Source organism: Pseudomonas sp. MPB03, assembly GCF_046605385.1.
Lineage (GTDB): Bacteria > Pseudomonadota > Gammaproteobacteria > Pseudomonadales > Pseudomonadaceae > Aquipseudomonas > Aquipseudomonas zanjanensis.
Map to the genome: position 1 here is coordinate 1,590,357 of NZ_CP176770.1, position 24,723 is coordinate 1,615,079.

Annotated in this window: 20 protein-coding genes and 2 tRNA genes; 4 read left to right on the top strand and 18 right to left on the bottom strand. The window is 62.4% G+C overall.

Features of this window, described 5'->3' with window-relative positions; genetic code table 11:
* Positions 1-232: 232 nt before the first annotated feature.
* The 4 genes from ACLH0I_RS06975 to ACLH0I_RS06990 all read right to left on the bottom strand — a co-directional run bounded on the left by ACLH0I_RS06975 (position 233) and on the right by ACLH0I_RS06990 (position 4,702).
* Entirely contained in the window at positions 233-1,522 is a 1,290-nt protein-coding gene (locus ACLH0I_RS06975; protein WP_411386650.1) for an AcvB/VirJ family lysyl-phosphatidylglycerol hydrolase, read from the bottom strand.
* Entirely contained in the window at positions 1,522-4,164 is a 2,643-nt protein-coding gene (gene mprF / locus ACLH0I_RS06980; RefSeq protein ID WP_411386651.1) for a bifunctional lysylphosphatidylglycerol flippase/synthetase MprF, read from the bottom strand. The genes ACLH0I_RS06975 and mprF overlap by 1 nt, the downstream gene beginning before the upstream one ends.
* 152 nt (positions 4,165-4,316) lie before the next feature.
* Positions 4,317-4,393 (bottom strand) — tRNA-Met (locus tag ACLH0I_RS06985).
* Positions 4,394-4,625: 232 nt separating this feature from the next.
* Positions 4,626-4,702, bottom strand: a tRNA-Met gene (locus tag ACLH0I_RS06990).
* A gap of 281 nt (positions 4,703-4,983) precedes the next feature.
* Here ACLH0I_RS06990 and dinB point away from each other — a divergent pair.
* Positions 4,984-6,045, top strand: coding sequence for a DNA polymerase IV (gene dinB, locus ACLH0I_RS06995; protein ID WP_186708389.1), 1,062 nt, complete (start codon positions 4,984-4,986; stop codon positions 6,043-6,045).
* Positions 6,046-6,281: 236 nt separating this feature from the next.
* On the opposite strand, the gene ACLH0I_RS07000 is transcribed toward dinB, so the two are convergent.
* The 4 genes from ACLH0I_RS07000 to ACLH0I_RS07015 form a co-directional block, all read right to left on the bottom strand.
* Positions 6,282-7,235 (bottom strand): hypothetical protein, encoded by a 954-nt coding sequence (locus ACLH0I_RS07000; RefSeq protein WP_411386652.1) that lies wholly within the window; start codon positions 7,233-7,235, stop codon positions 6,282-6,284.
* A 17-nt stretch (positions 7,236-7,252) separates the two neighbouring features.
* Positions 7,253-8,968 carry a proline--tRNA ligase gene (locus tag ACLH0I_RS07005; protein ID WP_411386653.1) on the bottom strand — a complete coding sequence of 572 codons (1,716 nt, stop codon included), beginning with the start codon at positions 8,966-8,968 and terminating at the stop codon, positions 7,253-7,255.
* Positions 8,969-9,097: 129 nt separating this feature from the next.
* Positions 9,098-10,657, bottom strand: coding sequence for an AmpG family muropeptide MFS transporter (locus ACLH0I_RS07010; protein WP_186708395.1), 1,560 nt, complete (start codon positions 10,655-10,657; stop codon positions 9,098-9,100).
* 44 nt (positions 10,658-10,701) lie between these two features.
* Positions 10,702-11,055, bottom strand: coding sequence for an MGMT family protein (locus ACLH0I_RS07015; RefSeq protein WP_411386654.1), 354 nt, complete (start codon positions 11,053-11,055; stop codon positions 10,702-10,704).
* A 157-nt stretch (positions 11,056-11,212) separates the two neighbouring features.
* Here ACLH0I_RS07015 and ACLH0I_RS07020 point away from each other — a divergent pair, with 157 nt between their 5' ends.
* Positions 11,213-12,220 (top strand): DUF481 domain-containing protein, encoded by a 1,008-nt coding sequence (locus tag ACLH0I_RS07020; RefSeq protein WP_411386655.1) that lies wholly within the window; start codon positions 11,213-11,215, stop codon positions 12,218-12,220.
* A 195-nt stretch (positions 12,221-12,415) separates the two neighbouring features.
* On the opposite strand, the gene ACLH0I_RS07025 is transcribed toward ACLH0I_RS07020, so the two are convergent.
* Entirely contained in the window at positions 12,416-12,625 is a 210-nt protein-coding gene (locus ACLH0I_RS07025; protein WP_002554837.1) for a cold-shock protein, read from the bottom strand.
* 354 nt (positions 12,626-12,979) lie between these two features.
* On the opposite strand from ACLH0I_RS07025, the gene dcd reads away from it, so the two are divergent.
* Together dcd and ACLH0I_RS07035 are read left to right on the top strand one after the other, a co-directional pair.
* Positions 12,980-13,546, top strand: coding sequence for a dCTP deaminase (gene dcd / locus ACLH0I_RS07030; RefSeq protein WP_003184751.1), 567 nt, complete (start codon positions 12,980-12,982; stop codon positions 13,544-13,546).
* 102 nt (positions 13,547-13,648) lie between these two features.
* A complete protein-coding gene (locus tag ACLH0I_RS07035; RefSeq protein WP_041022879.1) occupies positions 13,649-13,855 on the top strand; it encodes a hypothetical protein in 207 nt (68 codons plus the stop codon).
* Positions 13,856-13,889: 34 nt separating this feature from the next.
* Here ACLH0I_RS07035 and pdeM read toward each other — a convergent pair whose 3' ends face one another.
* From pdeM to ACLH0I_RS07080, 9 genes are all read right to left on the bottom strand, one after another.
* Complete coding sequence (pdeM, locus tag ACLH0I_RS07040; RefSeq protein WP_411386656.1) at positions 13,890-14,546, bottom strand: ligase-associated DNA damage response endonuclease PdeM; 657 nt, start codon at positions 14,544-14,546, stop codon at positions 13,890-13,892.
* Positions 14,546-17,032, bottom strand: a complete 2,487-nt coding sequence (locus ACLH0I_RS07045; protein WP_411386657.1) for a ligase-associated DNA damage response DEXH box helicase — start codon at positions 17,030-17,032, stop codon at positions 14,546-14,548. The genes pdeM and ACLH0I_RS07045 overlap by 1 nt, the downstream gene beginning before the upstream one ends.
* 251 nt (positions 17,033-17,283) lie before the next feature.
* Positions 17,284-18,048 carry an ABC transporter ATP-binding protein gene (locus tag ACLH0I_RS07050; RefSeq protein WP_186708405.1) on the bottom strand — a complete coding sequence of 255 codons (765 nt, stop codon included), beginning with the start codon at positions 18,046-18,048 and terminating at the stop codon, positions 17,284-17,286.
* A gap of 13 nt (positions 18,049-18,061) precedes the next feature.
* Positions 18,062-19,180, bottom strand: a complete 1,119-nt coding sequence (locus ACLH0I_RS07055; RefSeq protein ID WP_411386658.1) for a succinylglutamate desuccinylase/aspartoacylase family protein — start codon at positions 19,178-19,180, stop codon at positions 18,062-18,064.
* Between the two features lie 27 nt (positions 19,181-19,207).
* Entirely contained in the window at positions 19,208-19,918 is a 711-nt protein-coding gene (locus ACLH0I_RS07060; protein WP_053118991.1) for an ABC transporter permease, read from the bottom strand.
* Positions 19,915-20,643, bottom strand: coding sequence for an ABC transporter permease (locus ACLH0I_RS07065; protein ID WP_053118993.1), 729 nt, complete (start codon positions 20,641-20,643; stop codon positions 19,915-19,917). Before ACLH0I_RS07065 ends, ACLH0I_RS07060 begins: the two co-directional genes overlap by 4 nt.
* Before the next feature lie 57 nt (positions 20,644-20,700).
* Positions 20,701-21,483, bottom strand: coding sequence for a transporter substrate-binding domain-containing protein (locus tag ACLH0I_RS07070; RefSeq protein ID WP_186730446.1), 783 nt, complete (start codon positions 21,481-21,483; stop codon positions 20,701-20,703).
* Between the two features lie 362 nt (positions 21,484-21,845).
* Positions 21,846-23,534, bottom strand: coding sequence for an ATP-dependent DNA ligase (locus ACLH0I_RS07075; protein ID WP_411386659.1), 1,689 nt, complete (start codon positions 23,532-23,534; stop codon positions 21,846-21,848).
* Positions 23,531-24,562 (bottom strand): ligase-associated DNA damage response exonuclease, encoded by a 1,032-nt coding sequence (locus ACLH0I_RS07080; RefSeq protein ID WP_411386660.1) that lies wholly within the window; start codon positions 24,560-24,562, stop codon positions 23,531-23,533. The genes ACLH0I_RS07075 and ACLH0I_RS07080 overlap by 4 nt, the downstream gene beginning before the upstream one ends.
* Positions 24,563-24,723: the final 161 nt, after the last annotated feature.

Consider the following 24,723-nt stretch of genomic DNA (forward strand, 5'->3'; position numbering starts at 1 on the left):
TGCCTTGCGGCGGCGAGGGCTTTTTTATGGGCTACACAATGTCGGCGCCAGGCGTACCTTGTGGGAGCGGGCTTGCTCGCGAAGGCGGCGTGCCAGTTGGCGATGATGTCGACTGACACGCCGCCTTCGCGAGCAAGCCCGCTCCCACAGAGGGTTGTGTGTAAGCCGTACGGGTACAAAAAAGCCCCGGCAACCGTAAGGCTGCCGGGGCTTTTGTCAGGCTTGTATCTGCTTACTGTTCGGCTGTCTTGTTCTGGCGCTTGTTGATCTCATCGATCAAGCGCTTGGCCAGGGCCGGGTAGTTTTCGTCGAAGTGGTGGCCGCCAGGCAGCTTGATGGCCTCGCCTACGGCGGTTTTGTCGGTGCAGCCGCTTTCGTCGGCTTCTTCGCCGCCGTAGATGCATACCACTTTTTCGGCTGGCAGCTTTGCCATTTCCGGGCCGGTGGCGGCTTCGGTGCCGGCGTTGCCGAGCCAGCCTTCGACTTCAATCTCGAAGCTGCCGGTGCGGGCGAAGGCCAGCAGGATGATCGCGTCGACCCGCTGTTGTTCGGTGGCCGGCAGGCGGTTGTAGATCGCCGGCAACACGTCGGCGCCGAAGGAGTAGCCAGTCAGGATGAAGCGCTTGGTGCCCCAGATCTGCCGGTAGTGTTGCATCAGCTCGGTCAGGTCCGCCGCGCTCTGCTCAGGGCTCTTGTGCTGCCAGTAGTAGCGCAGGGTGTCGATGCCGACCACTGGGTAGCCGATCTTGGCCATTTCATCGGCTACATCGCGGTCCAGATCACGCCAGCCGCCGTCTCCGGAGAGAAACAGGGTCACGGTATCCCGCGCCTGGCTGGCAGGCACTTCCACCACTGGAATGCTCAGGCCACCTTTGCCCTTATCGGCGCCCACCAGGATCTTGCGCAGCTCGTTGTTCAGCACTTGCGGCAGGTTGATGTCGTAGTCGCTGATGCTGGTTTCGGCGTTTTTCTGATCCCTGACGAAACCGGCGCTGGTGTCGTCGGGGTTGTCGTTCCAGGCCACCAGCCAATGACCATGGGCTGCGCTTTTAGGCAACAGGTGGGTGCAGCCGGGTTTTTCCAGGGCCAGGTCCACCGACACGGCCTTGGCCTTGTCGTCCTTCTGCTCGGCCAGCCAGCGCCAAGCCAGCACGGCGCCAGGGCCGATGCCGCTGACCAGCGTGGCTGGGCCCTGGAGTTCCCTCAGGCCGGCTTGCAGGGCACGGCCTTGCAGCATGCAGTCCTTGGGCAGGATCACCTGGACGATCTGCGCCGAGCCGCTGCGGCTGAGGGTCGTCAATTGCGAGTCGCTGAGCTTCTGGTCCTCATTGACCGCCACCAGCACCCGGGCAAGCGCCTTGGCGCCGGGGGTGACCCGGGTCAGTGCTGCGCCATCGGCGGGCGCCAGTTGTTCCAGGGTGGGTTGCGGGGCCGGGCGGTTCCAGTACCAGTAACCGCCACCGAGAATCATCGCCAGCACCAGCAGGGCGGCCACTACGTATCGCCAGGAGCGTTGCATCATCAGCGTTTCACCAGTCCAGTCAGGCCGCCCGCAATCAGGGCGGCAGTATCGGCCAGCGCTACCAGCGGATCGAGTCCGGCGGGCACGGCCATGTAACGAGGTTCCCAGTCAGGCTGGAATTTGTCTTTGAAGCGGCGCAGCCCCTGGAAGTTATAGAGCTGCTCGCCACGGCGGAACACCATCGAACCCAGGCGCTGGGTCAAGGGTGCGCCGCGCCGCGGTTGCAAGCCCGACAGCGGGACCATGCCGAGGCTGAAGCGGGCGTAGTCATGGTTTTTATAATGCTGGATGAGGCCGACCATCATGAATTCCATGGTCAGTTTCGGCGCCTCGGGGTGGGCACGCATCAGGTCGAGGCTGGCCAGTTCGTGGCTGTGGGTTTCCAGCAGGTTGGCGAACGCCACCGGCCGGCCCTCGAAACGAATCACCGCGATGCGGAAATGCTTGAGGTAGTCGTCGCTGAAACGCCCCAGGGAGAAACCTTTTTCCCGCACGTTCTTGCCGGTCAGCCAGGCGTCGGAAATGACCTTGAGTTCGTCCATCGGCGCCTGGCCCGGCTCGTGGATCTCCAGCGACAGGCCATCACGGGTGCCGCGGTTCCAGGTGTAGCGCAAGTCCTTCATCTCTTTGCCCTTGGCTTCGAGATCGAAACGCTTGAGGTCGACCCGTGCTTCCTCGCCCAGCTTGATGGCCGTCAGGCCGATGTCCATGTAGTAGGGCAGGTTTTCGGCGCGCACCTGATAGAACACGGGACGGGCATGGTGGATGTCGCACAGGTCGCGGAACTGCCAGATCATTTCGGCCCGTTGCTGGGTAGGGCCGATCGGGTCATACAACGCCACCAGGCTGCGACCACGGCGGGCATACATCAGGAATGCCTCGTCGTTGGGGTGGAACAGCAGCGCCTTGTCACCGGTCAGGGCCAGGCCGCCGTCGGGTTGCGACGATGCCATGAGGACCGTTTTGGCTCGTTCCAGTTCTCCTGCCGTCGGCAAATGGATCACCGGCCGTGCCGTGCGCAGCAACCAGGTCAGGGACACCACCACCAACAGCACGGCAGCCCCCAAGAGAGAGCGCAAGCCGCGAGGGGCGTCGGCATCGAGGGTAAACTGCCACCAAAGTTGATGGCTGTAGGGCACGTCCTGGTAGGCAAAAAGCAACAACCAGATCGACGCGCCGAGCACGCAGAGGCTGGCGATCAGGAACAGCGGGGAGAAGGGCAATTCGGTCAGGCGGCTCGGACGATAAAAGGAGCGCCGGAATACTGCCAGCAAGGCCGCCGTCAGCGTCAGCAGCGTGGCTTCTTCCCAGTCGAAGCCCTTGAGCAGCGAGAGCAGGGCGCCCACCAGCAGCAAAACCGTGGTCAGCATCCAGGCGGCCGACAGGCGACGGCGCAGGCCTTGGGCGAGCAGCAGGCACAACACGCCCACCAGGCTGGCACCGAAGTGCGAAGCGTCCACCAGCCGATGGGGGATCAGGAAACCGATGTGCTCCAGGCGGGTGTCGATTTCCGGTGTCACGCCGGAAAACAGCAGCACCACACCGGAGAGAAACACCAGTACCGCGAGGATCGGCGCGGCAAGCCCCGAGGCTGCCCGCAGGGTCTGGCGCGTCTGGAACAGTCGTTGCGCCTCATTGATCAGCAGCAACACGCAGGCCACCAGCATTGGCAGCAGCACGTAGATCAAGCGGTACAGCAACAGCGCCGCGGCTAAGGGGGCGGCGCCGAGTTTGTCGGCAAACGCGGCCAGCAGGATCGCCTCGAATACCCCGACCCCGCCCGGCACATGGCTGAGCACCCCGGCGGCCAACGCCAGCAGGTACACCAGCAGGAAGGCGCCGAACGGCGGTGCCTCGGGCAGCAACAGATACAACACCGTGGCGGCCGCGGCCACATCCAGCGCGGTAATCACCAGTTGCAGGAAGGTCAGGCGCCGGCCCGGCAGGCGCAGGGTGCGACGCCCGGCCTTTACCAGAAGGCTGTCCCGATGGGGCTGCTCCGGCAGGCGCCGACGGTAAATACCAATGGCCAAGGCGCTGGTGAGCAGTAGCACGGCCACGGAAATCGCCCCAAGCAACGCGGCAGGTAAATGCAGCGCGGCAGACGCGGCGGGCAGGTTGCTGAGTGTTGCCAGGGCGGCCAACGGCGGCAACGCACAGCCCAAGGACAGGCTGGCGAAGAGCGTCATGTGGGCGACATCCGATGCCCCGAGGCCATGGCGCGCATACAGGCGGTAGCGAACCGAGCCGCCCGACAACAGCGACAGGCCAATGGCGTTGCCAATGGCGAACGCAGTGAACCCACCGAGGATCATGGTTTGCGGTGGCAGCGTCACACCGGCATAGCGGCTGGCGGACCATTCGTAGCCCAGGAGAAGGATGAAGCCGACGACCGTGGCGGCGATCGCGCCGAGCAGGGCAGGCCTGGGCACTTCCAGAATCGAGTCGTGCAGGGCGTAGAGATCGAGCTCGCTCAGCAAGTGGCGGCAGGCAACCAATGCAATCGCAAATAGCAGCAGCGTGACGGCGAGACCGATGGGCTGGCGGTACTGACTGATCCGATCCAGCCAGCGCAGTCGCTCGGCCTTGATCGGTTGTGTCGCAGTAACGGAGTCTTGCGGGTCAGACGAGTGTGCGCGCATCAATCACCTCTTGAGCTATGCGCGACAGGATGGGGGTAACCAGCGAAGTTACCAATCCCTGCGGTAGAAAATAATTACAAAATATTTGTAATGAAGCCTTTTTTCATCAGGCACAAAAAAGGCCACTCTTTCGAGCAGCCTTTCTTGGTATTTGGTTGCGGGAGCCGGATTTGAACCGACGACCTTCGGGTTATGAGCCCGACGAGCTACCAGACTGCTCCATCCCGCGTCTGTGTGGCGGCATTCTACAGGCGAACGCCCGAGTGTCAACCGTTAAAAGGCGAAGGGGAGAAATAAACCACTGATCCGTCCCTTGCCTGGCTAAATGCTCGGAATCTAAAGAAAATTGTCCTACAACCTGCGGCGCGTGGAGTGTCGTAGGCGGCGTCTCTCTGATCGCCTGGTCAAAAAACGAGCAGGCACAAAAAAGGCCACTCTTTCGAGTAGCCTTTTTTGATGTTTGGTTGCGGGAGCCGGATTTGAACCGACGACCTTCGGGTTATGAGCCCGACGAGCTACCAGACTGCTCCATCCCGCGTCTGTGTGGCGGCATTCTACAGAGGATCGGGCAGCTGTCAAGCCTGTTGATCTAAAAAACTGTTCCGCTTCAAGCGCTTAGCCTTGGAAAAGGCATTGTGACAGCGCTGTGACGCAGGCCTGGCAAGGGCTGGCGCTCTATTGGGCGGTTCGTTGCGATTGAAGAAGTAAATTTGTGTAGGCGTTTTCGGGCCTCAACGAAGGATCTTTCAAACTACTGGTGCTATATACAGGTGCCGGTGCGATACTGGTGGCCCGATTCGTCGCACACCCTGTTCCGCTATGACGCAACGTAAAATCATCCATGTCGACTGTGACTGTTTTTATGCCGCTATCGAGATGCGCGATGATCCGCGGCTGGCCGGCAAGCCCTTGGCTGTGGGTGGCTCGGCGGATCGGCGGGGTGTGATTGCCACCTGCAACTACGAAGCGCGGGCCTACGGCGTGCGCTCGGCCATGTCTTCCGGCCACGCCTTGAAGCTCTGTCCGGACCTCACCATCGTCAAGCCGCGGATGGAGGCCTATCGGGAAGCGTCGAAGGAAATTCATACGATTTTCAGTGATTACACTGACCTGATCGAGCCGCTGTCCCTGGACGAGGCCTACCTGGACGTCTCCGCCAGCGCCCATTTCGGCGGCAGCGCCACCCGCATCGCCCAGGACATTCGCCGGCGTGTATCCAATCAATTGCACATCACTGTGTCCGCCGGCGTCGCGCCGAACAAGTTCCTGGCCAAGATCGCCAGTGACTGGAAAAAGCCCAATGGGTTGTTTGTCATCACCCCGGACCAGGTCGAGGATTTTGTCTCGGCCCTGCCGGTCAGCAAGCTCCACGGCGTTGGCAAGGTCACTGCCGATAAGCTGAACCGGCTCGGCATCAACGATTGCCTGCAGTTGCGTGAATGGGACAAGTTGGCGCTGGTGCGCGAATTTGGCAGTTTCGGTGAGCGACTCTGGAGCCTGGCTCGTGGGATCGATGAGCGTCTGGTGCACAACGACAGCCGACGGCAGTCCATCAGCGTCGAGAATACCTACGATGTCGACTTGCCCGACCTGGTGAGTTGCCTCGACAAACTGCCGGAGCTGATGGAAACCCTCAGGGGGCGCATGGCGCGGATCGACAGCAGTTATCGACCGGGCAAGCCGTTCGTCAAAGTGAAGTTCCACGACTTCACCCAGACCACGCTGGAGCAGGCCGGGGCAGGGCGGGACTTGGGCAGTTACCAGCTGTTGTTGACCCAGGCGTTCAACCGGGGCGGCAAGCCGGTGCGGTTATTGGGGATCGGGGTGCGGCTGGAAGATTTGCGGGGTGGGTTTGAGCAGTTGGAGTTGTTTGAGCGGTGAGGCTGTCGCTTGGCTGATGAAGGCCATGCCTTTTGCGCTTGTGGCGAGGGAGCTTGCTCCCGCTGGCTGTAGGAGCTGCCGAAGGCTCGGGCCGCGTTCGGACGATCTTTTGATCTTTCGCTTGGGATGCAAGCGTTAGTGGAAAGATCGCAGCCTCGCTTCGCTCGACAGCTCCTACAGGCCCAGCGGGAGCAAGCTCCCTCGCCACAAGAGAGATTGCCCCATCCAGGCTGGGCTCAGTGAGCGCCAGGATCCGCCACCAACCGTCCGCCATCCTTGGTCAGGGCTTTCATGAACTCGGTCTGCAGCTCCGGATCGTTGCGCGTCAGTTCGATCAGGCTCTGTTCCAGTTCACTGGCTTCCTCTTCAAGTCCCAGCTCCGACAGGCGCCTGACCCGATGGACCCACTGGCTCACCTCGTCGTCTTCCAGGTCGTCGTAGATCAGCGCGTGGGCTTCCACCAGCTTGCTGCGCAAGGTGCTGCTGATGCTCAGGGATGAGTCGGTGTGCACCTCGTCCTGGGCATCCGTCACGCTGATCTGCAATTTGCCGAACTGGCTCAGGTCCTGTTCGGCGAACGGGCTTTCCAGCAGGTTCAAGCGCAGCACGCCGTTACGGTCGGTGCTCAGTTCGAAGGTCTGCCGGGCGGCCTTGACCTCCACCGGGCGTTCGCTCCAGGGCAGGCTCGAGTGTTCCGTGCGCTTGTCGCGCTGGACTTCGTCGATGCCCGCCAGGTTCTGCTGGGCGCGGCCATGGGAAGGGACGTTCATGAACGGGTTGAGCCCGGCGAAACCGTAGCTGATCCAGTCACGGGTCGCCGTGTCCGGCAGGGTGCCGAGGGCGAACACATTGACCACGTTCGCACCGACACCGGCCACGACGGCCACCGCGCCCAAGGGGATCTCGTAGATCTCCCGCCAGGGTTGGTACGGTGTGTAGCGATCATAATGGCGGGTGACCTCGAACTCAGTGACTTCGAAGGTCTTCTGCTCATTGATGCGCACCCGACGCTGCGGCAGGTCGAGCACCTTGGGTTCGCCCACGTCGATCTGCAGGCTGTGGTCGAGCAATTTGCGCTCGACCCGCTCTTCGTGCTCGCTGCGTTGTGACATTTGGTTGGCACAGCCGCTGACCAGCAGGGCGCCGCACAGGGCGGCGCCACCGAGGCCTAAGGTGTTTCGCTTGAACATGACGTCTCTATCTGGTGTCAGCGGCGGATACGGGCCTGGAGGAACGACAACACGTCGGCGACCGGCAGCGCTTGCGGCTCGGACTCGGTGCGGCTCTTGTATTCCAGGTTGCCTTCGGCCAGGCCACGGTCACTGACGACGATCCGATGGGGGATGCCGATCAGTTCCATGTCCGCGAACTTGATGCCGGGGCTGGTTTTCTTGTCGCGGTCGTCCAGCAGCACTTCGAAGCCGGCGGCCGTCAGTTCGGCGTAGAGCTTGTCGGTGGCTTCACGCACCAGGTCGGTTTCATAGCGCAGTGGCACTAGGGCTATCTGGAACGGCGCCAACGTGTCGCTCCAGATGATGCCTTTCTCGTCGTTGTTCTGCTCGATGGCGGCGGCCACCACGCGGGAAACGCCAATGCCGTAGCAGCCCATCTGCAGGGTGACCGGCTTGCCGTTCTCGCCCAGCACTTCGCACTTCATCGCCTTGCTGTACTTGTCGCCCAGCTGGAAGATGTGGCCGACTTCGATGCCGCGCTTGATTTCCAGGGTGCCCTTGCCGTCCGGGCTTGGATCGCCGGCCACGACGTTGCGCAGGTCCGCGACGGTTGGAACCGGGAGGTCGCGTTCCCAGTTCACGCCGAAGTAGTGCTTGTCATCAATGTTCGCGCCGATGGCGAAGTCGCTCATCAACTCCACCGAACGGTCGATGATGATCGGCAGTGGCAGGTTCAACGGGCCGAGGGAGCCGGCGCCGGCGCCGATGGCGTCGCGCAGATCGGCGTCGGTGGCCATGACCAGCGGGCTGGCAACGCCTGGCTGGTTGGCGGCCTTGATTTCATTCAGCTCGTGGTCGCCACGGACGATCAGGGCAATCAACTTGCCGGCTTCTTCCGCCCGCACGATCAGGGTCTTGATGGTGCGCTCGATCGGCAGGTCGTAGCCTTCCACCAACTGGGCAATGGTCTTGGCGTTCGGCGTGTCCACCAGGCGCAACGTTTCAGTTGGCGCGGCGCGGGAGGTTTCCCGTGGCACGGCTTCGGCTTTCTCGATGTTGGCGGCGTAGTCGGAGCCGTTGCTGAAGACGATGTCGTCTTCGCCGGACTCGGCGAGCACGTGGAACTCGTGGGAGCCGGCACCGCCGATGGAACCGTTGTCGGCTTCAACCGGGCGGAATTTCAGGCCCAGGCGGGTGAAGATGTTGCAGTACGCCTGGTGCATGCGGTCATAGGTGACCTGCAGCGAGGCCAGGTCGGCGTGGAAGGAATAGGAATCCTTCATGATGAATTCGCGACCGCGCATCAGGCCGAAGCGTGGACGGATCTCGTCACGGAACTTGGTCTGGATCTGATACAGGTTGATCGGCAGCTGCTTGTAGCTGCTCAACTCGTTGCGCATCAGGTCGGTGATCACTTCTTCGTGGGTCGGGCCTGCACAGAAGTCGCGACCGTGGCGGTCTTTGATGCGCAGCAGCTCAGGGCCGTATTCTTCCCAGCGCCCCGATTCCTGCCACAGCTCGGCCGGCTGGGTGCTCGGCATCAACACTTCCAGGGACCCGGCGGCGTCCATCTCTTCGCGAACGATGGCTTCCACCTTGCGCATGACCCGCAGGCCCATCGGCAGCCAGGTGTACAGGCCCGAGGCGAGTTTGCGGATCATGCCGGCACGCAGCATCAACTGATGGCTGATCACGACGGCATCGGAAGGCGTTTCTTTTTGTGTGGCGAGCAAAAATTGACTGGTGCGCATGGTTGGCCGTTGTCGGTTGCTGATGACGAGAAGTGACGGAGCATTGTACGGGCGAGATGCCCTGGCGTACAGGCGCGTGGCCGGTCGCCAGGTGCGGGCACCGGTTTTCCCGGTGTTTTCTGAAGTTTCCTACGACTCTTCCGCAGGGCGGGTGGGCGCCGGTTCCTCGGCGGGTGCCGAGTCCTGGCGACGGTTCTCCTGGAACCAGTGCAAGGCGATCAGCAACAGGGTCGGCACGCCCAGCAGGGCGGTGATCAGGAAGAAATTGTGGTAGCCGAACTTCTCCACCATCACCCCTGAATAGCCACCGATCAAACGCGGCAGCAACAGCATGATCGAGCTGAGCAAGGCGTATTGGGTGGCGGAGAATTTCAGGTTGGTCAGGCTCGACAGGTAGGCGACGAACGCCGAAGTGGCCAGGCCGGAGCTGAAGTTGTCCAGGGAAATGGTGACAATCAACATCTGCAGGTTGGCGCCCATGTCGGTGAGCATCAGGAAAAGAATGTTGGTGGCGGCCGAGGCGACACCGCCGATGAACAGGATGGGCAGGATGCCGAAACGCACGATCAACAGGCCGCCCATGCCGGCGCCGACGAGGGTCATGATCAGCCCGAAAATCTTGCTGACGCTGGCGATCTGGTCCTTGGTGAACCCCTGGTCGATGTAGAACACGTTGGCCATGACGCCCATGACCGTGTCGGACATCCGGTAGGTTGCGATCAATCCGAGCAGCAGCAGGGCCTGCCAGCGATAACGCAGGATGAAATCGTTGATCGGCGTCAGCACTGGCGCCAGTCCGCGCCGGCCCATGGCCGACAGGCACAGGGCGGTCAGGAGGGTATAGAGGATGGCCCGCAGGAAGGCGCGGTCTTCGAGCAGCAGGTCGAGCAGGCTGACGCCCTCGAACAGCACGCTGGCGAAGTCGGTGTTGAAGAGTTGGGTGAACATCGCCGGGACGGAGACCAGCAGCACGATCAGTACGAATACCGACGCCAACTGATGGACAAACGTGTAGCGCCCGGCCTGCAACTGGGTGCGCAGCGGTACCGGTGGCTCGCGCATGAACAGGGACGTGAGGAGCGCCGGGACCATCAGCACGCCGAACAACAGGTAGGTGCCGGCCCAGGCCGAGTGTTTGTAGCTGAAACCGGTGGAGCCAAAGCCTTCGGCGAAGAACAGGGCGCCGGCGGTGGCCAGCAGCGCGGCGATGCGGTAGCCGGACATGTAGCTGGCAGCGAGGGCGGCCTGGCGGGTGTCGTCGGCGATCTCCAGGCGGTAGGCGTCGACGGCGATGTCCTGCGTCGCAGAGGCGAAGGCCACGATCACGGCGATGGCGATCAACCAGGACAGGTGTTTCTGTGGATCGCAGAAGCCCATGCCGATCAGGCCGAGAATGACCAGCGCCTGGGAGAGCACCAGCCATGAACGACGGCGCCCCAGTTTGCCGAGCAGCGGCAGGCGCCATTGGTCGAGCAGCGGCGACCAGACCCATTTAAAGGCATACGCCAGGCCGATCAGGCTCGCGTAGCCAATGGTTTCGCGGGCCACGCCGGCTTCGCGCAACCAGACTGAAAGCGTGGAAAACACCAGCATGTATGGCAAGCCGGCGGCGAAGCCAAGCAGCAACAGCACGAGCGTCGAGGGACTGGCATAGGCGGCGAGGGCGGCGCGCCAGGTTTTACGGGGCATGGGCTGGAGTCTGCCTCAAAAATTGCGAAAACAAAGCGCGCACTCTAACCGCTGTGCTCTACCGGGCGCCAGCCATGGCGCTGAATATCAACACGATTGTTCAGGACACTGATCCCTTCCATGCGCAGGCGTGCGCGCTGTTCATCCCCCGAGGCGCTGCCCGCCGGCAGACTGATCCGACCACCGGCAGCCAATACCCGATGCCAAGGCAGCTTGGTGTCGTTCGGCAATTGGCTGAGGGTTCTTCCAACCCAGCGCGCCGCGCGGCCCAGGCCGGCCATTTCGGCGAGTTGGCCATAGGTGACGACCTTGCCCGTCGGGACCTGTGCCAGGGTCAGGTAAAGGGTGGTGCGGCGGATCTGGGCGGCGTTCTCGGTGCCCGCTGGGGTGTCAGTCACGTAGGGGTTCCTGAGGTGGGTGTCCGTCTGTAGATTAATTCCTACAGGACTGGTTGAGAAATGAACTCATCAGTCCTACACAGGTCAGTCCTTGCTGAGGTGTCATCCTGGGGGATAATGCCGCCTTTTCACCGCAAACTTGAGCCCTTTATCGCTTATGTTGTCTAGAACCCTGCTATGCCTGGCTGTTGCCAGCGCCTCCATGCCCCTGCTCGCCGACACTGTCTGGTTGAAGAATGGGGACAAACTCAGTGGCAAGATTACCGTTTTCGATGGCGGCAAGTTGCTGATCCAGACCGATTATGCCGGCGCGATTCCCATTGACTGGAAACAGGTCAAGACCCTGGAGAGTGATCAGCAACTCCTGGTCAAGCAGGATGCCTACGCCGGCGAGAAAGCCAAGGCTCTGCAGGCGGCCGAGGATGGCAAGGTTACGTTGGCCAACGGTGATGCGCCCAAGACCGTCGAGCTGGCCAGTATCCAGCAGATCCTCAAGCCCAAGCCGGTGGTCGAGGACCTGGTGTGGAAAGGCAATGTCGATGCCGCGCTGGATTACCAGCGTGCGGAAGCCGATACCGACGATTACGACATCGATTTCAAGACTTCGGCACGCCACGGCAGATGGCGGCACACTGCTGAAGGCGAATACAACCGTGAATTCCAGGATGACGTCGTGTCCGCCGATAACTGGCGCCTGGAGTATTCCCTCGACCGGTTCATTACCGACCAATGGTTCTGGCAAGGCCGCCTGAATTACAAGCGCGACAAAGTCGAAGACCTGGCGCGCCAGCGCGTGGTGGGTACCGGTCCGGGCTACCAGTTCTGGGATGACGAACTGGGGGCGTTCTCCCTGGGTTCGCTGCTCAACCGCACCGATTACGAGTACCGCGACGGCGGCAAGGACAACTTCTATTCCGTGGCGATGAAGTGGGATTACAACCGCTACCTGATCGGCAAGCGCGTCGAGTTCTTCACCAACGGCGAAGTGGGCAAGCCCCTGTCCGGCGTGGCGGAGTACGCTTATGACGCCGAGATGGGGCTTCGCTACAAGGTCACCGACTGGGCATCGCTCAATCTCAAGGCCGAGAAGGATGTCATCGAGGGCACCGAGGACAGCGACCTGAGCAAGACACGCTATACGGCGGGGTTTGGCGTTACCTGGTGATCCCAGGCTAATCAACGAACCCTCCTGTGGGAGCGAGCTTGCTCGCGATTGCGGTGGGTCAGCAGCATCAATGTTGACTGACCAGCCGCTATCGCGAGCAAGCTCGCTCCCACAGTTTTTTTGTGCCTGCAAAACACACAGGCACAAAAAAGCCCCGCTTTTGAGGGCGGGGCCTTTTACTAAAGCAAGGACAAGTTAGATAACTTGAACTTCTTCAGCTTGCATGCCTTTCTGACCGCGGGTAGCGATGAAAGAAACCTGTTGGCCTTCTTTCAGGCTTTTGAAGCCGTCGGATTGGATAGCTTTGAAGTGAACGAACAGGTCGTCACCGGATTGTGGGGTGATGAAGCCGAAGCCTTTTTCATCGTTGAACCACTTAACGGTACCGGTTTGGCGATTAGACATGGTGTAACTCCTTGAACAAAGATAACTGCGACTCAGGAAGAACCCTGGCCGAGACTGAGTGCAAAGAGCAGGAAAAATTCTTGTAGATGGTTGGATCGAAATTCAACATATCGTGTAGAGATTCTCAGTGACACAAGCAACACAGTGGCGCCACCTTAACCCTTTTTCCAGAATGTGCCAATGGTCTTTGCGAAGGTTTCTCTTATTTGGTGACTGACGGCGCGGGCGATGGCCGGCAGGACCCGGAAATCAAGGTGGATCGGCGAGATTTGCGTGACGCGCTTTGAACCCTGCCCCGCGCCCCGGTAAGATGCCGGACGTATTTTTTCCACCTCGCTATTTCAGGAAACCGCCATGAGCATCAAATCGGACAAGTGGATTCGCCGCATGGCGCAAGAGCACGGCATGATCGAGCCCTTCGTCGAGCGCCAGATGCGTGGCGAAGGCGCCGACCGGCTGATCTCCTTCGGCGTCTCCAGCTACGGCTACGACGTGCGCTGCGCCGACGAATTCAAGGTGTTCACCAACATCAACTCGGCCACGGTCGACCCGAAGAACTTCGACGAGAAGAGCTTTGTCGACGTCAAGAGCGACGTGTGCATCATCCCGCCGAACTCCTTCGCCCTGGCCCGCACCGTCGAGTACTTCCGCATTCCGCGCAATGTGCTGACCATCTGCCTGGGCAAAAGCACCTATGCCCGTTGCGGCATCATCGTCAACGTCACGCCGCTGGAACCCGAGTGGGAAGGCCACGTGACCCTGGAGTTCTCCAATACCACGACCCTGCCGGCGAAAATCTACGCCAACGAAGGCGTGGCGCAGATGCTGTTCCTTGAATCCGACGAAGAATGCGAAGTGTCCTACAAGGACCGTGGCGGCAAGTACCAGGGCCAGCGCGGCGTGACCCTGCCGCGTACCTGAATCTGACGAGCTGTTGGAATTCCTGGGCGGGCAGACACTCTATGGGGTGTACTGCCCGTTTTTTTGCGTCAGCGCAGCGGGCCCTCGCTCAGGAGTTGCTCTATGAAGATCGATCCGCGAATCAGTGCCGAACTGGCAAGGCTTGAGCCCAATCAGATCGGTGTCATGGCTTGGTCATTGCTGGCCCATCCTGCCGAAGCGGCGGGCGGCATCCCCGGCCAGCCCGATCCCGATACGCCTAACGAACAGCCTACCGAACCTGGCGAACCCACCCTGCCGGACGAGCCGCCTCCTGCGCCTGTTGCCTGATGAAACGATGGCCTGCCAGCGATGGCGAAGGGCTTCAACTGACAGGCCATATTTCGTTATCGCCAATGACAAAAATCCTGCAATCGCTGTCCTGATCGACTCGATAGCCGCCCGTGAACGCACCGAAGGCCGGTAGCAGGCTGATCTCGCTACCCAGGCGGAAACAGGCCAGGCGCAGCCGTTGTCGACCTTTGCCGCTCAGGTGATAGACCGGGTGTACGTGACCGGCCAGCACATGGCGGCTGGCGTGCGGGGTGGGCTCGTGTTGCACGGCGAACGGGCCCAGCAGCAGCGGCTCCGGTACGACGCGAATATTCAGCTCCGGCGGTGGGTCGCCGGCGCGCTTGTCATGGTTGCCACGAATCAGCGTCATGGCCAGGTGCGAATGTCGCGCACGCCAATCGGAAAGGGCTTTCAGGGTGCCGGGCGCGTGAGAACCCGGGCCGTGGAGAAAATCCCCGAGGAAAATCAGCTGTCGACACGGCAGGCTGGCCAGTAACCCATCCAGCACCGCGATGTTGCTGGCGGTGGTGCCGTGGGGCACCGGTTGTCCGAGGCTGCGATAGGCGGCGGCCTTGCCAAAATGAACGTCAGCCACCATCAAGGTTTCCTGGGCGGGCCAGTACAGGGCTTTTTCCGGAAGCAGCCAGAGTTCTTCCCCAGCGAGGTTGACGGGATAAGGCGCGGGCATCAGGCGTCACCGCGATCGGCTGTCTTTTCCAACTCGTTGACCATCCGCCGGATGCGGTCGGCGAGTTTTTCCGAGCTCATGCTTTCCCGGAACCGCTCCACCAGCAGCGGGAAGCCGAGCGGGGTGGGGCGCTTGATCCTGTGCAGGTCCAGCTTCAAGGTGTTGAGGCGTTGCAAAGTCTGCTCCAAACGATTGATATCCAATTCCTCACGCAAGACTTCCTCCCCGGCCTGGGCCAGCAAGAGATTGTCGGCGTCGTATTGCTTGAACACTTGGAAGAACAACCCGCTGGAGGCCTGGACTTGCCGGGTGCTTTTTGGCGCACCGGGGTAGCCGGCGAAGACCAGCCCGGCGATCCGGGCGATTTCGCGAAAGCGCCTGAGGGCCAGTTCCCCAGCGTTCAAGCTTGCAAGCACGTCGGCCAGCAGGTGATCGACGCTCAGCAGGCCCGGGGTCAGGTGGTGCGACCAATCCACCGCCGTGGCGCTGAGCAGTTCCAGGCCGTAGTCGTTGACCGCAATGGAAAACGTCACCGGCTGTAGCCGACTGACGCGCCAGGCCAGCAGGCTGGCCAGGCCCAGATGAACCTGGCGCCCGGCAAACGGATAGAGGAACAGGTGCCAGCCTTCCCGGGACTTGAGAGATTCGGCCAGCAGGGTGTGCTGCGTGGGCAAACCGGACCAGCGTTGCTGGGTCGTCAGCAAGGGCTGCACGGCCTGCATCTCCGGCCCCTCGAAGCGACCGGCGGCGGCTTCGCTCAAACGGGCCACGACGGCGGCCGCCAGTTCGCTGGAGAGTGGCATGCGCCCACCGTTCCAACGTGGCACGGCGGCCTTTTTGGCCTGGCTGCGTCGCACGTAGGCGGTCATGTCTTCGACCCGGACCAATTCCAGCAGCCGCCCGGCGAACAGGAAACCGTCACCGGGGCGCAGGCGAGCGATGAAACCTTCCTCGACGCTGCCCAGGGTCTTGCCGCCGCCGCCCTTGCTCCAGAACTTCAATTGCAGGCTGGCATCGCTGACGATGGTGCCGATGCTCATGCGGTGGCGCCGGGCCAGGCGCGCATCGGGGACTCGCCAGATCCCGTGTTCGTCCGGCTCGACCCGTCGGTAATCGGGGTAGGCGGTCAGTGACAAACCGCCATGGCGTACAAAGGCCAGGGCCCAGGCCCATTCGGCCGGGTTGAGGTCGCGATAGGCCCAGGCCCCCCGCACCTCCGCGAACAGCTCGTCGGGAACGAAGCCGCCGCCCAGGGCCATGCTCACCAGATGCTGCACCAGGACATCCAGCGGTTTGTGGGGTGACAGGCGAGGTTCGATGCGCCGTTGGGCCACCGCGTCCTGGGCGGCAGCGGCCTCGATCAATTCCAGGCTGTGGGTCGGCACCAGCGTCACCCGTGAGGTCCGCCCCGGTGCGTGGCCGGAGCGCCCGGCTCGCTGCATCAGCCGCGCCACACCCTTGGCCGAGCCGATCTGCAGCACCCGTTCCACCGGCAGGAAATCCACCCCCAGGTCCAGGCTCGACGTGCAGACCACCGCTTTGAGCTGGCCGTCCTTCAACGCACGCTCCACCCAATCCCGGGTGTCGCGGGACAGCGAGCTATGGTGCAGGGCGATCAGCCCGGCCCAGTCGGGCCTTGCTTCAAGGATGGCCTGATACCAGATTTCCGACTGCGCCCGGGTATTGGTGAAGACCAGGCAACTGCGACTGGCGTCGATTTCGGCAACGACCTGGGGCAGCATCTTCAGGCCGATGTGCCCAGCCCATGGGAAACGTTCGAGGGCCGGAGGCAGCAGCGTGTCGACCTGCAGCGCCTTGCCGTTGGCGCCCTGCACGCTGGCGCCGTTGCCTTGCGGGATCAACACCTGCTCGGCGTGGGCCTGGTTGCCCAGGGTTGCGGACACGCCCCAAACGACGAGTTCGGGGTGCCAGTGCCGCAAGCGCGCCAGGGCCAGTTGCAGTTGCACGCCCCGTTTGTTGCCGAGCAACTCGTGCCATTCATCCACGACCACCATGCGCAGGGTCGAGACGGCGGCGTGCGCGTCGGCTCGGGCGAGCATCAGGGTCAGGCTTTCGGGCGTGGTGATCAGCGCGGTGGGCAGGCGCCGGCCCTGGCGGGCGCGTTCACTGGGGCTGGTGTCGCCGGTGCGCAGGCCGACACTCCACGGCAGTTGCAGGTCTGCCAGGGGCGCTTCCAGGGCTTTGCCGGTGTCGGCCGCCAAGGCGCGCATCGGCGTGATCCACAGGACTGTCAGCGGTTCGGCCGGCGGCTTGCGTTTGCGCGGTGTGTCCGGCAGCGGTGTCGGGCGGGCGAAACGGTTGAGGGCGGCAAACCACACGGCGTAGGTCTTGCCGGCACCGGTGCTGGCATGCAACAGCCCGGATTCCCCACGCTTGACCGCGGCCCATACCTGCTTTTGAAAGGCGAATGGCTTCCAGCCGCGGGCATCGAACCACTGTTTCGCGAAATTGTTGGATGTCGCCATGCCTGCCGCGTGCGCCCTGAAGGTCTTCTTCCAGTGACCACGGCGAGATGTGAAAGGTTTATTTGATCGACTGGCCGGACACAGATCACTGTGGGAGCGAGCTTGCTCGCGATAGCGCCAGATCAGGCAACCTCAATAGCGGCTGCTGTACCGCTATCGCGAGCAAGCTCGCTCCCACAGGTTTTATGCCGTTTGTTCCTAGCTGACAGGCATTGGCGCCTGGCGCCTCCTTGTCAGGGGGAGGCCGAGGTTTATTTCAGGTTGCCACTGAGAAACTGCTTGAGCCGTTCGCTGGTGGGATTGCCCAGCACGTCTTCCGGCGCGCCTTCCTCTTCCACCAGGCCCTGGTGCAGGAACAGCACCTGATTGGAAACCTTGCGGGCGAAGCTCATTTCGTGGGTTACCATGATCATGGTCCGGCCTTCTTCAGCCAGGCCCTGGATCACTTTCAGCACTTCGCCCACCAACTCCGGGTCCAGTGCCGAGGTGGGTTCGTCGAACAGCATCACCTCCGGCTCCATTGCCAGCGCACGGGCAATGGCCACCCGCTGTTGCTGGCCGCCGGAGAGGAACGCCGGGTACTGCTCGGCGACCCGCGCCGGCAGGCCGACCTTGTCGAGGTAACGTCGGGCACGGTCGTCGGCTTCCTGCTTGCTCACCCCCAGCACCCGGCGCGGTGCCATGGTGATGTTTTCCAGCACGGTCATGTGGCTCCACAGGTTGAAGTGCTGGAACACCATGGCCAGGCGCGTGCGGATACGTTGCAGTTCGTCGGCGTCGGCCACGTGCATGCCGTGGCGGTCCTTGATCATCTGGATCGACTGACCGTCCAGGGTCATGGCGCCATCGTTGGGTTGTTCCAGGAAATTGATGCAGCGCAGGAAGGTACTCTTGCCCGAGCCGCTGGCGCCGATGAGACTGATGACGTCGCCGGTCTTGGCCTTGAGCGAAACGCCCTTGAGCACTTCATGTTCGCCATAGCTTTTATGCAGGCCTTCGATGGTCAGTTTGTACATGGAGCATGCATCCTCAAGGCGAAAGTAGGTAGCCGCTGCGGTAGGCCTCGGTGCCGGCGACATGGGCGATCACCATGCCGGCCGTGGCCATGCGGCGCAGCGAACGGGCGTACAGCAGCCCGGCGTTACGGCAATGGACGGGGGTGACGGTATCGTTGACCGGGTCGATGATTTCCGCGATCAGTTGACCCGCCTCCAGGTACTCACCGGGCAAGGCGCTGTAGACCAGCAACCCGCCCACGGGTGTCGCCACCGGCTCGACCGCGGCCAGCGGCGTGGCCGGGTAGGGCAGCTCGGGCATGGGCATCGGTTCGCCGTCGATGGCGCCGAAGCGGATCATGTACTCGATCAAGGCCTGGCAATCGAGGCTCGCCAAGCCGTGGTTGACGTCGCCCTGGCCGCGCAACTCCACGGTGACCGAAAAGCTGCCCAGGGGAATCTCGAAGCGGTCGCCGAAGCGTTCCTTGAGCTGCCACCAGAGCAGGGTGAAGCACTCATCGAACGACTGGCCGCCCGAATCGGTTGCCAGCAGGCTGGCTTCGGCACCGATGTAGCGGGCCAGCGGCTCGACCTGGGGCCAGGCTTCGGGCGTGGTGTAGAGGTGGGCCACGGCTTCGAAGTCGCAATGCAGGTCCAGCACCATGTCGGCGTCGCAGGCCAGTCGCTGCAGGGCCAGGCGCAGGGATTGCAATTGCGTGCCTGGGGTTTGCCGGGCGAGGGCATCGCGCAAGCTGGTGCGGATCAGCATCAGGTTGTGCTGCGGATCGTCGGTGAGCAGGTCCTGGATCTCGTTGCCGATCTCCTCGCTCAGGTCGACGAAGCGGCGGTTGAAGTTCTGCCCGCTCTCGGTTTCGTAGCGGCCCAGGGGCACGTCCATCAGCACTTGTTCGAGGCCGATGGGGTTGGCGACGGGCACCAGCACGATCTCGTGCCGCAGGTGGCCCGACGCCTCGAGCTCGGCCAGGCGTTGCTTGAGATGCCAGGCGACCAGCATGCCCGGCAGTTCATCGGCGTGCAGGGACGCTTGGATGTAGATTTTGCCGACGGCTTTTTCCGGGCCGAAGTGGAAGCTGTGGATCTTGCGTGCGGTCCCCGGTACCGGGGCCAGCAGGTCATGGATCTGATGGCGCATGTGCGTGTGTGTCCTGGAACAAAAGCCTTAGTGGGTCGGCCCGAGGAAGGCCAGCCATCGGCGTTCGGCGAGGCGGAAGAGGCCTACCAGCGCAAAGGTGACGGTCAGGTAGATCAACGCGGCGATCCCGAACGACTGGAACGTCAGGAACGTCGCCGAGTTGGCATCCCGGGCGACTTTCAGCACGTCTGGAACGGTAGCGGTGAACGCCACGGTCGTCGAGTGCAGCATCAAGATGACTTCGTTGCTGTAGTACGGCAGCGAGCGGCGCAGGGCCGACGGCATGATCACGTAGGCATACAGTTTCCAACCGGTCAGGCCATAGGCCTTGGCCGCTTCCACTTCGCCGTGGTTCATGCTGCGAATCGCCCCGGCGAAAATTTCCGTGGTGTAGGCGCAGGTGTTCAAGGCGAAGGCCAGGATCGTGCAGTTCATCGCGTCGCGAAAGAAGCTGTCGAGCATGGGTTGGGCGCGCACCGCCTCGATGCTGTAGATGCCGGTGTAGCAGATCAGCAGTTGGATATAGAGCGGCGTGCCCCGGAACAGGTAGGTGTAGAACTGCACGGGCCAGCGGACGTAGAACTTGGGGGAAACCCGGGCGATGGACAGCGGGATCGACACCACGAAGCCGATCAGCAGCGAGGCGCTAAGCAGCCATAGGGTCATCGCCAGGCCGGTGATATTGACGCCATCGCTGTAGAGAAACGGCCGCCAGTATTCTTGCAGGAGTTCGATCATCGCACCGCCTCCCGGGCTCCGGCGGCGTAGCGGCGTTCAAGCCAGCGCAGGATGAAGTTGGACGCGCTGGTGATCAGCAGGTAGATCAATGCCGCCAGCACCAGGAAGTAAAACAGCTGGTAGGTGCTCTTGCCCGCGTCCTGGGCCGCCTTGACCAGGTCGGCCAGGCCGATGATCGACACCAGCGCGGTGGCCTTGAGCATCACCATCCAGTTGTTGCCGATGCCCGGCAAGGCAAAGCGCATCATTTGTGGAAAGACGACGTAGCGAAAGCGCTGGCCACGCTTGAGGCCATAAGCCGTGGCGGCTTCGACCTGGCCGCGGGGGACCGCGAGGATCGCGCCGCGAAAGGTTTCGGTGAAGTACGCGCCATAGATGAAGCCGAGGGTAATCACCCCGGCGCCGAATGGGTTGATCTCGATGTATTCCCATTCCATGAAGTCGGTAAACGAGGTCAGCCAGGTTTGCAGGCTGTAGAAGATCAGCAGCATCAGCACCAGGTCCGGCACGCCGCGGATCAGCGTGGTGTAGAGCTGGGCGGGGATTCGCAGCAGTTTGACGCGGGACAGCTTGGCGCTGGCGCCCAGCAGGCCGAGCAGGACGCTCAGCAACAAGGACAGGGCCGACAGCTTGATGGTCATCCAGGTGCCTTGCATCAGCAGCGGGCCAAAGCCCTGCAGGCTGAAGGCCGAGAGCCCCAGACTTTGTAGGAATTGTTCGAACATGGACGTTGCCTTTGGCAGAAAAAAGACGCCCACCCGAGATCGGGTGGGCGCCGCGCATTATTTGCCGCTGTACAGATTCAGATCGCCAAAGTGTTTTTTCTGGATCTCGGCGTATTTGCCGTCGTCGTGTAACGCTTTGATACCTTTATCCAAAAGGGCCTTCAGCTCTTTGTTACCTTTCTTGATACCGATGGCGGTCTTGGATGGCAGCAGTTCGCTGTCCACTGGCTTGCTGACTTCGTAGCCTTCACCTTTTGGCGACTTCAGGAACCCCAGCTCAGCTTGGAGCATGTCCTGGATCGCGGCGTCGAGGCGGCCCGAGGTCAGGTCGGCGTAGACCTGGTCCTGGTTCTGATAGGCCTGGGTCTTGACGCCGGCCTTGTCCAGCACGGCCTTGGCGTAGGCTTCCTGGATGGTACCTTGCTCGTAGCCGACGGTCTTGCCTTTGAGCGAGGCAACGTCTTCGCTCAGGCCCGAGCCCTTCTTGAAGACATAGGCCGTTGGGCCGGAGAACAGCTCGCTGGAGAAGTCGATAGCCTTTTCACGGGCCGGGGTCACGGTCATGGAGGAGATCACGCCGTCGAATTTATTGGCCTTCAAGCCCGGGATCATGCCGTCGAAATCGCTTTCGACCCATTTGCATTTGACCTTCAGTTCTTCGCAGATCGCATTGCCCAGGTCGATGTCGAAACCCACCAGGCTGCCGTCGGCGGCCTTGGACTCGAACGGAGCGTAGGAAGGGTCGACACCAAAACGCAGTTCCTTGTATTCCTTGGCCGTGGCAACGCCAGCGGCCATGCACAACGCCAGTGCAGAAAGGGTCAGCAGTGCTTTTTTCATTATTGAGTCCCTAAAACCAATTTGAGCGCTTGTGGCGCGTAAGATTGTTACCGGTGAAGGTCTGAACGGTATGACGGCATAAAGGTAGCAATTTCCGCACCATAGTGCCGAACAGGTGTTTTAAAAGCACGGGTGGCGGAAGACGGAACGCGATGGTGCGCGAGGCTGAGCGTACATCAAAAAGCGCACCGGGATGGAGCGTGCTGTTCGTTGGCCCCGCGCTTTTGTGGCGAGGGAGCTTGCTCCCGCTGGAGGCGCAGCCTCCCCTTGCGGTGTGACATACAGAACCAGAGGGCCGCTTCGCGCTGGAGCGCCAGCCCGGCCCAGCGGGAGCAAGCTCCCTCGCCACAGAGGGAGCGGTGTTATTTCAGGAGGTCCTGGAGCGTTGCCAATGTGTCGGCTTCGTCGACGCTCTTGTCCTGGCGCCAGCGCAGCATCCGCGGAAAACGCACGGCGATCCCGCTCTTGTGGCGCTTGGACAGGGCGATCCCCTCGAAGCCCAGTTCGAACACCAGGGTGGGCGTGACGCTGCTCACCGGGCCGAACTTTTCCACGGTGGTCTTGCGCACGATGCTGTCGACCTGGCGCATCTCGGCATCGGTCAGGCCCGAATAAGCCTTGGCGAACGGCACGAGGGTGCGTTCGCGACTGCCCGGCGGGTTGTCCCACACGGCGAAGGTGTAGTCGCTGTACAGGCTGGCGCGCCGACCGTGGCCGCGCTGGGCGTAGATCAGCACCGCGTCGACGCTGAACGGGTCGATCTTCCATTTCCACCACACGCCCATGTCCTTGGTCCGGCCAACGCCGTACAGCGCGTTGCGGGCCTTGAGCATCATCCCTTCGACACCGAGGCTGCGAGAGGCTTCGCGCTGCCGGGCGAGGTCGAGCCAGTCCTGGCCGGTGACGATGGGTGAGGGCAACAACACCGGGCTGTGGATACGGGCGATCAGCGCCTCCAGTTGTTCGCGCCGCTCGGCTTGGGGGCGGCTGCGCCAGTCCTCGCCTTGCCATTCCAGCAGGTCGTAGGCCATCACCACCACGGGGGCGTCGTCGAGGATTTTCTTGCCCAGGGTCTTGCGCCCGATGCGCTGCTGCAACAGGGCGAAGGGCTGCACTGCCGGTTGCAGCGGTGCGTCGGGGTCGAAGGCGTCCTCGGTGACTGACTGCGGGGCTTTCCAAACCACGATTTCACCATCGATCACCGTGCCGTCAGGCAGCGCCTGGGCCAATGAGTGCAATTCCGGAAAACGTTCAGTGACCAAGTCCTCGCCTCGGGACCAGACCCACAAATGGTCGTCGCGCTTGATCACCTGGGCGCGGATTCCATCCCATTTCCACTCCACCTGCCAGTCACTGGCGGGCCCCAGCAACGCGTCGAATTGCTCCACGGGCGCGGACAACCCATGGGCCAGGAAAAACGGATAAGGCTGGCCGCCGCGCTGGGCATGTTCATCGTCGGATTCGGCTGCGATCAGCTTGAGGTAGCTGGCCGCCGTGGGGCGATGGGACAGATCGGTGTAGCCCACCAGTCGCTGGGCCACCCGTTTGCTGTCCAGCCCGGCCATGCTCGCCAGGGCCCGGGTCACCAGGAGCTTGGACACGCCGACGCGGAAACTGCCGGTGATGAGTTTGATGCAGAGCATCAGGCTCGCTCGGTCGAGCTGCGCCCATAGCGCCGGAAGCCGTTCAGCCAGGACTTCAGGCGATTCACCGCGCAACGGCAGCAGTTTCTCCTCGACCCACAGCGCCAGGCCTTCATCGGAGCTGTGGGGCGATTCAGGCAAGACTAACGAAATGGTTTCGGCCAGGTCGCCCACGGCCTGATAACTTTCCTCGAACAGCCAGAGCGACAACCCGCAGACCTGGGCCGCCAAATCCCGGAGGATTTTTACCGGCACCAACTGCCGCGGACGCCCACCGGAGAGGAAATACACGGCCCAGGCGGCATCTTCCGGCGGTGCCTTGCTGAAGTAATCTTGCATGGCGGCAAGCTTGGCGTTGCTGGACGTGGTGGCGTCCAGTTCGGCGTACAGCTCGGCGAAGGCTTTCATGACGCCGCCTCGCCGCTCTCGACCGCCGTGGCGAGGTCTTCCTCATCGTCGCCGTACTCCGTGGTGAACCCCTGGGCGTCGAGGCCTTGCTCGCAGAGGTGGCGCACCAACACGGCGACCGACCCGTGGGTGACCATGACCCGCTCGGCGCCGGTCTGTTCAATGGCCCAGAGCAGGCCAGGCCAGTCGGCGTGATCGGACAGCACGAAACCCCGGTCCACGCCGCGTCGCCGACGCGTACCGCGCAGGCGCATCCAGCCACTGGCGAAGGCGTCGCTGTAGTCGCCGAAGCGGCGCATCCAGCTGCTGCCACCGGCAGAGGGCGGGGCGATGACCAGCGCCTGGCCCATGATTGGATCGTTCTTTTTGAAATCGCCGGCGTAGAGCGTCGGTGGCAAGTGAACGCCTGCCTCGCGATAGACCCGGTTCAGCGGTTCCACCGCGCCGTGGGCGAGGATCGGTCCGAGGCTTTCATCGATACCGTGAAGAATCCGCTGGGCCTTGCCGAAGGAATAACAGAACAACACGCTGGCCCGGCCGGCGGCAATGTTTGCGCGCCACCACTGGTTGATCTCCTCGAAGACCTGCGCCTGGGGTTGCCAACGATAGATCGGCAGGCCGAAGGTCGATTCGGTGATGAAGGTATGGCACTTCACCGGTTCGAACGGCGCGCAGGTGCCGTCAGGCTCGACTTTGTAGTCCCCCGACGCCACCCAGACCTCGCCTTGGTACTCCAGCCGCACCTGGGCCGAGCCCAGGACGTGGCCGGCGGGGTGGAAACTCAAGGTTACGCCGTGGTGTTGCAGGCGTTCGCCGTAGGGCAGGGTTTGCAGGTTGATGTCCTGGCCCAGGCGGGAACGCAGAATGCCTTCGCCAGGTGCCGCCGCCAGGTAGTGTTGGTTGCCGCTGCGGGCATGGTCGCCGTGGGCGTGGGTGATGACCGAGCGTTCCACCGCGCGCCACGGGTCGATGTAGAAATCCCCGGGCGGGCAGTACAAGCCTTCGGGGCGGGCAATGACAAGATCCATGCAGTCACCGGAGCGATGGGCTTGTCAGGTAGAGGCGAGGGCGGGGGGAGAAGTTCTATCGGGTTTTCGGGGTGGATGGACGGGCGCCATCGCGAGCAAGCTCGCGATGGCTTCAGTCCAGACAACGCAGGACCTGTGGCGAGGGAGCTTACTCCCGCTCG